Raw genomic sequence first — 12556 nt, forward strand, 5'->3', positions numbered from 1 at the left:
AGCCGGGCCGCCTCCAATTTTAATTCCAAGGAGTACCGTTGGTAAGTTTGTCCTTTTTTAGCCATGAAAAATTTGTCCTTTTTTAGCCATGAAAAAATCCCCTTCGTTAGGCAAGATTAAGTCCATCTTAACAGATGTCTTTTTTCTCTTGTCTACTAAAAGGGGATAATACCAGATTCGCGGCTTTTTGGTTTTGCGTTGCAGGAGTCCTTCCTTTAAAGACATCCCTCTTCCAGTGGGGGACAAAGCCGTGCTACAATAAAGGACAAGCATAAGTAAAACGCTTAACCTGGAAGAGAAAGGAATGACCTCTTTGCAGCAAAACTGGTATCGCAAGCTGCTTCTTTCCTATTCATTATCGTATTTTATCACCATTACCATTATCGTATTTCTTTCTTTCATTATGTTTAATGAGGCTTCACGCGAAGAAGCGGCCAAGGCGAACGGGATATCCACGAGATTTATTATGGAAGACCTCGACCGCTCCATCCATGCAATTGAGATGAACGTGCTGAACGAAGTGGAGACGAGTTCCCTATACTCGAGCTATCTGTTCAGTACCCCGTCATCCGACCAAAATTTGATGTATTCGCTGGTGAAACGACTTCGCGTGCTGCAAACGGACAGCGACATGATTGAATCGGTCTATTTGTACCGTCATTCGGATCAGTCCGTGCTGACTACCAGCGGACAGAGCTCCCTCTCGTCGTTTCCGGACCGTTCATTTATCGAGCACGCCGTGAAGGAGCACGATTATCGGGGCTGGTCGGCCGTACGCTCCATGACGGGTCTCGGGGAGAACGAACCGAAGCAGGTCATCTCCATGTACAAAAATTTGCCGCTCCCCTTCGGAAGCCAGGGACTGCTGGTGATAAACGTCAGCATGTATCGGTTGGAGCAGATGATCAATCCGATGATAAATGACAGCGTTTCCTTTTTGAATATTCTGGATTCCAGCGGGGAGCTGATCTTCGAAGCATCCCAGACGGGAGAGGATAACCGGGCCAAAGAAGGCAAGGTACTGACAATGCTGCAATCGGAACAGCTGGGTTGGACTTTTGAAAGCGGCCTCCGTGCGGGCCAGCTCTATGCTTGGGTGTCGGTCGTATCCTATATCTGGGTCGTCATCGGGTTCGTGACCGTGGTGCTTGCCGTTATTTACATCGTTTATATTAGCAGGCGGAATTATCAGCCGATCAAAGCCATGATGAACCGCATAGAATCCATTCAGCTGAACATGCCGCAGGCGGCTAAGGATGAATTATCCGTGATCGACAGCGCGCTTGAAAGCCTGATCAACAGGTCCATGGATTATGACAAAAAGCACGACGAGAATCTCCAGCTTCAGCGCAGTCAGCTGTTTATGGACCTGATCGGCGGGCAGAAGCACGAGGAGGAGCTGCAATCGAGGATGAGCGAGCTGACCCCGATGACCCTGACGGAACAACCGGTTGGCTATGTTATGATGCTCGGTGAAATCAATGACTACAGCGGCTTTCAGGATGTTCATACCGCTCGGGACCAGAATGTGTTGAAGTTTGCCTTGATGAACGTGTTCCAGGAGCTTTCACGCAATGCCGGCTTCAACAGCTGGCTCGAATGGATCTCCGGCAGCCGCGTCGGTATTCTGATCGCGCTGCCGGAGGTAAAGGACGAGACTCGTCCGGCCCTGATCCATGCTGCCGAGGAATGCCGCGGCTGGGTTGAGGAAAAGCTTCGCCTGCCTATGAGCTTCGGGCTGGGCAGTACGGTCACCGGGCTTCATGAGATCGGGGCCTCGTACCGCTCCGCCTCGGAGGCGCTCGGCCATAGACTGGTAATGGGGGATCATGGCGTCCTGATTGGCGATGAGCTGTCCAAGGAGGATTTAAGCCACCTGCTTCCTTATCTGACGGAAATTTCGGAGCTGGTCAAGGACTTTCGCTTAAATAACGATGGCTGGAGAACCCGTCTGCAGGATATGTTCGTTTCGTTCAAGGAGGAGCGGCTGAAGGACGATATCATCCGTTCTCTGGTCAACAGCATGCTTCAGCTGCTGTCCCGGGAGGTTGGGGTGTTATCCGGCGAGCTGCGGGATCAGCTTTCGGAGAGCAAGGACCATATGCTGGCGGGAGCAGCGACCCTGGAGGAGCTCCAGAGCAGGATCAGCGATCAACTAACGGAAACTTACCGTACTTACGTTGCGCTCAGTGAAACCAAAAGCTACCGAGCCATGATCAGTGAGATGAAGCACTATATCGAAGAGCATTTTGAAGATCCGGATTTGTCCCTAAAGCATCTTAGCGACCGTTTTCAGATTTCAGGCAAATACGCAAGCTATCTGTTTAAAATGGAATACGATATGAAGTTCGTTGATTTCCTGGTTCAGCTGCGGATGAAGCGGGCGGAGGAGCTGCTGGCGGAGACCGAGTTCTCCATACAGGAAATTGCGGAGAAAATCGGGTATGCAAACGCCATTACGTTCGGGCGGGTGTTCAAACGGACGGCCGGTGTGACGCCGGGAGATTACCGCAAGCTGAAGATGAAGCCGTCTCCTGGTATGGAGCCGGGATCATAAACGAGCGGCTTGGATTGCGAAAGCAGTTTATGACTATAGTTTATCAAGAAGCGGGTGCAGAAGTTTCCGATTGGGAGCAGCACCCGTTTCGTATTTTTGCATATGCACGGCAAATTTCAAGCCTGGGGCTTCATTTAGCGGGACGTTCAACATACGGAACAAACCGTGGATGCAGCAAGGTTTAAGGCGATCGTATGAAAACGGTTTATGATGCGAAAATAGTCATTGCTAAACCGAGAAACCGTGTAACCATGCGCATTCTGGGGTTTGGAATTTGGTTTATTGTCATACCCGGGCCTCTGAGGCATACTGAGGACACCCCACGTGTTAAGCGCTTACATGAATGGATCCCAAAGCAGCGCAGGGATGTATCCGCAGGATATATTCAATTAAGAGAACAGCGCGAACGGTAGGGCAATATCAAAATAAGAAAAGGGGATGTAACTATGGCGGCAAGCAAGAAAAAATGGGGCAAGCTCGCAAAGCTCTCGCTCGTCATGCTATTGGCTGGAACGGTCGTATTATCCGGGTGTTCATCAGACTCGGGCGGCAGCACCAATACTTCAAGTGGAAGCGGAGATTCCGGCTCTAAGGATGGTAAGCAGGTCACGCTGAAGGTCGAAATATTTGATCGCGGCAATACACCGAAGCCATACACCATAACCGACAGCTACCTAACGAGATACATCCAGGACAACTTTGGAACTCCTAACAACATTAAGATGGAATTTGTACCGGTACCCCGTTCGGAGGAGATCAAGAAGCTGAACGTTCTGATGGCCAGCGGCGGCAACGTGCCGGATATTGTTTTTACGTACGACACCCCTACCTTCAATCGCTACGCGGAGCAGGGCGGACTGACGGAACTGACCGATCTGATCAACGAGCACGGTCCGAACCTGAAGGAATTCCTCGATGAGGACGCGATGAGTTACGGCCAGTACATGGGCAAACAGTTTGCCGTTCCTGGAAAGCGGGCTTTCCTGGGTAAGTATTCTTCCTTTATCCGTACCGACTGGTTAGAGAAGCTCGGGATGGACGTGCCACAAACCACGGATGAGCTGTACGAGGTCTTGAAAGCTTTCAAAGAAAAGGATCCGGGCGAAACCGGCGGCAAGGTCATTCCTTTCGGCATGACAATCGAACCGGCTCAATACGATCCGTTAATCTGGTCCTTTATCCAGCCGACCACGGATGAACAGAAGTACACGCAGCTCCAAAAGCTCGGAGCGAATGACTACCCGACCCTGCTTCCGGGCTTCAAGGATGCGCTTCAATTCTTCAACAAGCTGTACAATGAGGGGCTGATCAGCCGTGACTTCAGTTTGGACGAAGACAAGAAGCAGTTGACCCAGGATGTAACGAATGGCCTCACTGGTTTCCTGACAGAGGATTATCCGAACTTGTACTATGCGGACGGCACCTATGATACGCTGCTGAAAAACCAGCCGGATGCCAAACTGGAACCGATCGATCCATTCACCAACTCCGAAGGCAAGCGCGCGAAGCCCGAATATGCGCCAAACGGCATGTATATCATGATTCCGAAAACAAGCAGCCATGCTGTGGAAGCGATTAAATACCTGAATTGGATGGCCGATCCTGCCAATCTGCTGGCTCTGCAAAACGGCGTGGAAGGAGAAAACTATGAAATGGTGGACGGCATTCCCGTCATGAAGACCGACGCTCCTCAAGATGTGATTGATCGTCTTTACAACTCCGGCGACATTGCCATTATCGCTAACGGTAACTTTGTTGGCGACGAGGCACAGAACCGGGAGAAGCTGACGACCAACTTCCCGGAGAAGTTCCAGGATCTGCACCGCAAGGCCGTCGAAATAGCGGCAACGGATACGTTTAAGCCGGTCAACTTTGACCGACCGATCGAAGCCGAAGCGAAATACGGCACGAACCTCCAAGCCAAATACGAAGAGATGATCGTAAAGACGGCGATGGCCAAACCGGAAGACTTCGAGAAAGTGTTCGAAGCTACGATGAAGGATTACATGGTCAGCGGCGGCCAGGCGATTCTTGATGAGCGGACCAAGGTTTATCAGGAGATGCAATCCAAATAAAGATACTCCGCAGCGGGACAAGGGAAAGGACGGCTATATACAAGAGGCCGTCCCTTCGCTCCCGGCGTCATGAGCAAGGAGAGGATGATTCAGATGAGAGGAACCGTTTACCTGCGCCGGTACTGGCAATTATATGCACTGCTTGTTCTGCCTTTGGTCTACTTTATCATTTTCAAATACGGCCCGATGTGGGGCGTTCAGATTGCTTTTAAGGATTTCAATTTCTTCCAGGGCATCACCGGAAGCGAATGGATTGGACTGGATGCCTTCCGAGAAGTCTTCCAGACACAGGACTTTTATAAAACACTGCGCAACACACTGATGCTCAATCTGTTGGATCTCTTGGTGTCATTTCCGGCCCCGTTGATTCTGGCGATTATGCTGCATGAACTCCGAATCCGATGGTTCAAACGTTTATCCCAAACGATATTGTATATTCCCCATTTTATTTCATGGGTTATTATAGGCGGCATTGTATACCAGGTGTTTGGCACGCAATCCGGCATGATCAACAATATGCTGATGGCGCTCGGCTTTGATTCGGTGCCTTTTCTAACCGAAAAAAATACATGGCTCATCACCTACCTGGCGACGGGTGTATGGCAGAGCGCAGGCTGGGGAACCATCCTCTATCTGGCTGCCTTAACCGGGATCAACAAGGAGCTGTTTGAAGCGGCGGAAGTGGACGGGGCAGGCAGGTTCAAACGAATCTGGTATATCACGCTGCCGGGCTTGAAGACGACGATTGTAACGCTCCTCATCATCAACCTCGGGAATATGATCTCGATCGGTTTTGACCGTCCGTTTGTCATCGGCAATAAAGCGGTCATGGATTACTCCGACGTGCTGAGTACCTATGTGTACCGGACCGGTTTGGAATCCGGGCAGTATACGCTGGCGACGGTGGTCGGCCTGTTCCAGGCTGTCGTTGGCTTGGTCTTTATCCTTGGAGCCAACTATGCATCCAAAAAACTGACGGACGAGTCCATCATTTAACGTTTTTGCAGAAAGGAGTATCACTCATGAGCGAGCGTGTGTCGAACCGCGTTTTTGATACCGTAAACATCATCCTGCTTGCACTTTTTGTTCTTATTTGCCTGGCACCCTTTTTCCATATTATCGCCATCTCCTTCAGCTCAAATCGTGCAGTAACGTCAGGTGACGTGACTTTGTTTCCGGTAGAGTTCAGCCTTCAGGCTTATAAATCCGTATTCTCGGATTCCAGCATGATCCGGTCTCTCGGCTTTACGGTCATGCTCACATTGCTGACGACGGTGCTGTGCATGATCATGACGATGATTGCCGCTTATCCACTGACAAAAAAGAAGCTGAAAGGCCGCAAAATCTTCATGTTTATCATCATTGTGACCATGTTCTTCAGCGGGGGCATTATCCCGGAATACATTCTCGTGAAAGACCTGAATTTGCTGGATACGATTTGGGCCCTGGTTCTTCCGGGACTGATCAGTCCGTTCTATCTGATTATCCTGATCTCCTTCTTTAACGGAATTCCGGAAAGTCTTGAGGAAGCGGCCGAGATTGACGGCACCAGCCAGATCGGAACGATGCTTCGGATTATTCTGCCGCTGTCATTGCCGGTCATAGCAACGCTAAGCCTGTTCTATGCGGTCGGGCGCTGGAACGGATTTCAGGACACGCTGTTGTACATTACAAGCGAAGAGCTGTATCCGCTCCAGCTGAAGCTGTATCAATTGGTACAGAACAATATGATAACGGATCTGACCCGTAACGAGGGACCTGCAGCGGGTGTCAGAGCAACCACGGAAAGCTTGAAAGCGGCCAGCGTCGTATTTGCCACGGTGCCGATTCTAATCGTGTATCCATGGCTGCAGCGTTACTTCGTCAGCGGCGTGATGCTGGGAGCCGTGAAGGGTTAAGGACGACGGATATCAGGAGGATCGTAAATGTATAACAAAGTTTTTGAAGTCAATGACGGCTGGGTTCGGGAGGGGACGGACCGCCAGATTATGGAGCAGGCACATCGCTGGTATGGCGGGGTTCGTACCTTGGAGAACGGTTTGCCCTCACCCAATCATAACAGCGGGACACCGACCGCCATGGCGATCTGGGCCGCCGCGCTTTGCAATCCGGCATCCGAGTATTACCGCAATCACGAGCTCGCCCGTCGGATTGCGCTTGCTGCGCGCTATATGCTGGAGACTCAGCATAGCGACGGTACGATCTCGCCGGGCTGGACGAATTTTCATTCTCCTCCGGATACGGCGTTCGTCGTGGTTGGTTACGCGCAAGCAGCGCAGCTGCTTCTGGCCGACGGTTGGGAAGAGCTGAAGGGAGCAGCGGCGGATATGCTGCTGTTTCTGGAACGGACCTTGCCCGCGCTGATTACCGGAGGCTGCCATACGCCGAATCATCGGTGGGTCATCTGCGCGGCGCTGGGCTTCTTGAATGAGCTCTTTGATTCGCACGATGCCTTGAAGCGGGCGGAGGAGTGGCTCGCCGAAGGCATGGACGCCACGGCGGACGGGGAGTGGACCGAGCGCAGCAACGGGATCTACAACGTCGTCAGCGACGTCATGCTGATTCATGCGGCCAGGTTGCTGAAGCGTCCGGAGCTTCTGATCCCGGTCCGTGCCAATTTGAAGATGATGTCCTATCTGGTTCACCCGGATGGGGAGATCGTTACCGAATATTCCGGGCGGCAGGATTTTGGTCAAAGCTTCGATATGTCGGGATATTTTCTGCCGTGTCTGATGATGGCCTCGCTGGACCGTGATCCGGTATTTCAGGGGATGGCGGAACAGTCGCTGTCTCTGCTGAAGCATCCCGGCGGAGCACCGACCAACGCAGCCGTTCGGCTGCTCTTGGATCCGGGGCTAAAGCGCCAGGGTGCGGAGACAACGCCGATGCCGGAGCATTATCGCGTCGTGCTGAACGGAGAATTTCCAAGGGAGCGCTACCTGTCCGGGTTTGCAGGTGCCGGTCATCACGGTGTCATCCGTTACAGCCGGATGCATACGGATTTTGGCGCTCCGGTCGCCCGAATCCGTGAAGGACATACCAGCGTGACCGTCAGCACGGAAATGTCCTCCTTCTTTTCTATTCGTCATGGAGCGGCTCGTTTGCTGGGTGTGCAGTTCGCCTCCTACTTCGACCCCGGCTTTGTCAAGATGAGCCGGATGGCGACGTTGGAGGATGGGTATCGGCTATCCGGCGAACAGGAGAAGGGCTACAACGGGCCGGTGCCGGAAGCCGATCTGCCCGCAAGCACCAAGGCAGACATCAGCCCTTGGTATCTGCTGCCGCATCACCGCCGTCCCCAGACGCATGTGCAGCAGCATAAGGTGGGGGTGGACGTGCTGGAAACCGTTGATGGCTGGAAGCTGGTCATTTCCTCGACGGAGCCGGAGGAAGTCGTATCGCAGATCTCGCTCATATTTCCGGCAGCTGGAGCCCTTAGCGGTGGAGAGCTTGCTCCCGCCGGCGTGGATGCTCAGTTCTGGATGGAAGGGAGCATTCGCTACGAGATGGACGGCGAGTGGATGGAAATTAGCGGCGGCGAATTTCAGCACACAGCGGCGGGCGTCCGGGAAGCGGTTTATCCGCTTGGGTGCCGAACGCTGCTGCTGAACGTGGTAACTCCGTTCGAGAAGGAGATTCACATCAAGCTTTCTCCGGCAGAGCAAGCTCAAACGGAAGGAAGTGGAGCTTCATGACAAGCTATATCGAAGCTCGTGAGAGCATCCGGTATTGGTTGGGCGATGATGATGCCGGAGTGCTGAAGACCATATCCGACCGCTACATTGGAGCGAACCCGGAAATTCCGTTCTCGCTGCGCTCGTTCGCTGAAACAGGTATTCTTCAGACCGAGGAAGGGTTCTATAATTTCAACTTCGGCGACCGGTTCCGGGATGCGAGGCCGGGGGACGCCGCCTATGCACTTGGCTTGGTCTGGAGCGACGATGAGCGTTCGCTTGACGCCGGGATTATGCCGTTCAGCCCTGTACGGTTCTATCTGAACGATCAGCTGATGTACCGCTCGGGAGCCGAGGACGAGATGAAGCCGGATGCAAAAATCGTTGTTCCGCTTGTTCTGAAACCCGGCTGGAATACGCTGCTGATTGAGGCGTGCAGGACCGAAGCTGGCTTCGGCTGCCGATTTGGCGCCCAGGAGGGCAAGGTCAGAATTTTGCAGGTGTTATCCCCGTTTGCTGATCGGAAGGAAGCTGCCGGTTGGGCGTATGCCGGGCCGTTGACCGCCGGCATGTTCGGAGAAAGCGGTATCTTTCCGAATGCCCACGGAACTGAAGGCGAGACCGGTGTTAGCTGGCTCCCGGTCACAGGCTGGAGCGAGGAAGAAGCGGAGAAGCCGAATTTTGAGCGTATGTTTGGCTTGCCGAAGCTCCCGGTATCGGGTTATGCCTGGAGCCGATTGCATGTGCCGGCAGGCGTTGACTGTGTTGTGCTTAGAGGCCGCGCTCTGGGGCGGACGGAAGTATGGATCGACGGGAAACCCGTGTTGGATACTCAAGGGTGCGGCAATTTTGGCTGCGAGATTCCTGCTGCGGCCAGCCGAGGGGATCTTCTCGTACGATGCTCTAGCGGGCCATCCGGATGGGGATTTGAGCTTGAGGCCTATGGTTCAGAGAAAGAGCTGGACTTTGTGCTTCCGGTTCAAGTCCAGGGCGCACCTTCTCCGTGGCTATTTGCCGGGCCGCTGGCTGCAGAGAAGGAGGAAATACAGAAGGAGGTGTGTTCGGTACGACGGCTGTTCCCGCGCGCGGATAGCGGCGGTTTGACCGGCTGGTCCCTGGATGCGCCGGGCCGCCGGGTCAGGCCGTTCTATGAGAACGCAATGCTGAGCAACAAATGGACCTCCGGTTCTGCCACCAATTTCGGGCGCTGGGACTATCCGCTTGGGGTGACGATGTACGGCCTGCTTCAGACGTCGCGAATCCTGAAGCGGCCGGATATTGCGAAATTTGCTCACGCGCACATCGACATCTGTACTTCATGGTATGAATACGCCGTTTGGGATCGGGATACGTATGGATTTCCGTCGATTAACCATCAGTTGGTGCTGATCAAAATGCTGGACAACTGTGGTTCCTTCGGCTCTGCGATGCTGGAAGCATACACGGAAAGCGGTAATCCGGACTATTTGAATGTGGCGGACGTTATTGCGGACTTTATGACGAACCGCCTGGAACGTCGGGAAGACGGCGCCTTCTACCGTCTCTGCATCTCGGAGTACTCTGCGGATACGATGTGGGCGGATGATCTGTACATGAGCACGCCTTTCTTGTCGCGGTACGCCGAAATTACAGGCGATTCCTCTTATCTGGATGACGCGGCCCATCAGTTTTTGAGGTATCGGGAGTATCTGTTTATGCCGGAGGAAGGCGTGATGAGCCACGTGTTTGACTTCAAATACGGGAAGGCGACCCGAATTCCTTGGGGGCGTGGAAATGGCTGGAGCCTGTTCTCCTTGTCCGAGCTGCTTGAACGCCTGCCGGGGGAGCATAAGGATCGACCGGCCCTGCTTGAATTCTACCGTGAGCTGTGTGCCGGGATCGCTTCCTACCAGGGAGAGTCAGGGCTCTGGAGACAAGTCATTACCGATCCGGAAGCATATGAGGAAGCATCCTGTACAGCCATGTTCGCCTATGCCTTTGCCAGAGGCGTGCGGTTCGGCTGGCTGGAGAATCCCGCACCGTTCGCCGATGCCGCCATTCGGGCATGGCAGGGGCTGACCGGAAAAGCCATCGATCGCCGCGGCAGCGTGCACGGGGTATGCAGCGGGTCCCGTTATTCCTTTACCGGGGATTATTACAAGCATGACCTGCTCACCGTGGTGAATGACAATCACGGGACCGGCATCATGATGCTGGCGGGCGCGGAAATCATAAAATTGAAAGGCATGCTGGGCGGCAAGTAAGGCATACACTTTCTTTAAAGCGCTTAACCCTTAGTTGGTTAGGCGCATAGATCTAATAGGTTAAGCGCTTAATTCACATAATGTTTCTTTCTTAGGCTGCAATGAAGATGAAAAGTTGAAAAGGAGATGAACCGGTTGACGACGACACGATTAACGATGGCACAGGCGCTGCTGAAGTTTTTGGATGCACAGTACGTTTCCGTCGATGGAGTGGAGACGAAATTCGTGCATGGGGTAATGGGAATATTCGGACACGGCAATGTAACCGGTCTTGGCGAGGCCTTGGAACGAAGCGCGGGTGACCTGGTTTATGTTCAAGGCAAAAATGAGCAGGGCATGGTGCATACCGCTGCGGCATACGCGAAGCAAAAGAACCGGCGGCAGATCTGGGCCTGCACCTCGTCCATCGGACCCGGTGCGCTCAATATGGTCACCGCGGCAGCTACGGCAACGGTGAATCGCATCCCGGTGCTGCTGCTGCCTGGTGATAACTTCGCCTGCCGCCAGCCTGATCCAGTGCTGCAGCAGATAGAGGCACCGTCGGATTATACCGTATCGGCCGCAGATGCTTTCAAGCCGGTGAGCCGGTATTGGGACCGGATATCCCGGCCGGAGCAGCTTATCGCGGCCGCCCGCCAGGCGATCCGTGTGCTTACTGATCCGGCGGAGACGGGAGCGGTTACGCTGGCGCTGCCTCAGGACGTGCAGGCTGAGGCGTACGATTATCCGGCTTCGCTGTTTGAGAAAACGGTACACGTCATCGACCGCCGCCCGCCGTCGGCGGAGCGACTGAAGCGTGCGGCGGGACGGATTGCAGCCAGCAAGCGTCCGCTCATCATTGCCGGAGGAGGCGTGCACTACAGTGATGCAGCCACCGACCTGGCTGCATTTGCGGAATCTTTCGGCATCCCGGTCGCAGAAACGCAGGCCGGCAAAAGTGCGCTTCCCTGGAACCACCCCCTGAACCTGGGCGCCATGGGCGTAACGGGCTCGTTGGCGGCAAATCGCGCTGCCGCTAAGGCCGATCTGATTATCGGTATCGGCACCCGATATTCGGACTTTACCACGTCCTCCAAATGGGCGTTTCAAAGGGAGGATGTATCGTTCCTGAACCTGAATGTCAACGGTGCGGATGGCGCCAAGCTCGGCGGCGAAGCGCTGATTGCCGATGCGAAGGAAGGGTTGAAAGCGCTGCACCAGGAGCTGTCTCGGGTTGGCTATCAAGCGGGTTACGAAGATCGAGAGCTTGCCGATTTGAAAGCAGCGTGGGACTGCGAGGTGGACCGCTTGTACGCTGCCGAGCATCCGGACGGCTTGTCTCAGACAAGAGCCCTTGGCGTCATCAATGAGGTCATCTCCCCATCTTCCATCATCGTCTGTGCCGCAGGCAGCCTTCCGGGAGACTTGCACCGGTTATGGAGACCTTCCGAACCGAAGACGTACCACATGGAGTATGGCTTCTCCTGCATGGGGTATGAGGTGAGCGGCGCCTTGGGAGCCGCTCTCGCGGAGCCGGACCGTGAAGTCTATGCGCTGGTCGGCGACGGCAGTTACCTGATGCTGCACTCGGAGCTGATCACCAGCTTGCAGGAAGGCCGCAAGATTACGATATTGTTGTTCGACAACCACGGATTCCAATGTATTCATAATCTGCAGCGGAGCAACGGCAGCGATGGGTTTGGCAATGAGTTCCGACGCCGCGAAGTGGGGACGGGTCGCTTGACAGGTGAATACCTCCCGATTGATTTCGCGGCACACGCTCGTGCGCTTGGGGCTAAAGCCTACAAGGCCAACTCGCCGGAAGCACTGCATGAAGCACTTCTCCTGGCGCAGAAGGAAACCGTCACGACGCTGATCGAGATTCCGGTCGTTCCGGGGACGAACACCGATGGTTATGAATCCTGGTGGCGCGTAGAGGTGCCGGAGGTGTCGGCCTCAGGCAAGGTAACCGAAGCGCAGCGCCAGATGGCTGCCCGAAGCAAGGAAGCAAGACTCTACTAAACCACA

At 54.2% G+C, this 12556-nt stretch carries 7 protein-coding genes; all 7 read left to right on the top strand.

From position 1 onward, the window contains the following. Positions 1-304 precede the first annotated feature (304 nt). The 7 genes from ACPV3A_RS15570 (at position 305) to iolD (ending at position 12550) form a co-directional block, all read left to right on the top strand. Complete coding sequence (locus tag ACPV3A_RS15570; protein WP_426200181.1) at positions 305-2557, top strand: helix-turn-helix domain-containing protein; 2253 nt, start codon at positions 305-307, stop codon at positions 2555-2557. Between the two features lie 446 nt (positions 2558-3003). Beyond that, a complete protein-coding gene (locus tag ACPV3A_RS15575; protein ID WP_220684863.1) occupies positions 3004-4632 on the top strand; it encodes an extracellular solute-binding protein in 1629 nt (542 codons plus the stop codon). A 93-nt stretch (positions 4633-4725) separates the two neighbouring features. Continuing rightward, positions 4726-5628 (top strand): ABC transporter permease, encoded by a 903-nt coding sequence (locus ACPV3A_RS15580; RefSeq protein ID WP_220687382.1) that lies wholly within the window; start codon positions 4726-4728, stop codon positions 5626-5628. Between the two features lie 26 nt (positions 5629-5654). Further along, complete coding sequence (locus ACPV3A_RS15585; RefSeq protein WP_113056639.1) at positions 5655-6530, top strand: carbohydrate ABC transporter permease; 876 nt, start codon at positions 5655-5657, stop codon at positions 6528-6530. A gap of 27 nt (positions 6531-6557) precedes the next feature. Further along, positions 6558-8327, top strand: coding sequence for a hypothetical protein (locus tag ACPV3A_RS15590; protein ID WP_426200182.1), 1770 nt, complete (start codon positions 6558-6560; stop codon positions 8325-8327). Next, complete coding sequence (locus tag ACPV3A_RS15595; RefSeq protein WP_426200183.1) at positions 8324-10549, top strand: glycoside hydrolase family 88/105 protein; 2226 nt, start codon at positions 8324-8326, stop codon at positions 10547-10549. Before ACPV3A_RS15590 ends, ACPV3A_RS15595 begins: the two co-directional genes overlap by 4 nt. 135 nt (positions 10550-10684) lie before the next feature. Continuing rightward, a complete protein-coding gene (iolD, locus tag ACPV3A_RS15600) occupies positions 10685-12550 on the top strand; it encodes a 3D-(3,5/4)-trihydroxycyclohexane-1,2-dione acylhydrolase (decyclizing) (protein WP_426200184.1) in 1866 nt (621 codons plus the stop codon). Positions 12551-12556: the final 6 nt, after the last annotated feature.

The sequence above is a fragment of the Paenibacillus sp. Dod16 genome (assembly GCF_049893405.1).
Taxonomy (GTDB): Bacteria; Bacillota; Bacilli; order Paenibacillales; family Paenibacillaceae; genus Paenibacillus_AQ.

Coding starts and splice junctions, on each gene's coding strand:
- ACPV3A_RS15585 (WP_113056639.1), top strand. CDS start 5,655: ATGAGCGAGCGTGTGTCGAACCGCGTTTTTGATACCGTAAACATCATC.
- ACPV3A_RS15580 (WP_220687382.1), top strand. CDS start 4,726: ATGAGAGGAACCGTTTACCTGCGCCGGTACTGGCAATTATATGCACTG.
- ACPV3A_RS15570 (WP_426200181.1), top strand. CDS start 305: ATGACCTCTTTGCAGCAAAACTGGTATCGCAAGCTGCTTCTTTCCTAT.
- ACPV3A_RS15590 (WP_426200182.1), top strand. CDS start 6,558: ATGTATAACAAAGTTTTTGAAGTCAATGACGGCTGGGTTCGGGAGGGG.
- ACPV3A_RS15575 (WP_220684863.1), top strand. CDS start 3,004: ATGGCGGCAAGCAAGAAAAAATGGGGCAAGCTCGCAAAGCTCTCGCTC.
- ACPV3A_RS15595 (WP_426200183.1), top strand. CDS start 8,324: ATGACAAGCTATATCGAAGCTCGTGAGAGCATCCGGTATTGGTTGGGC.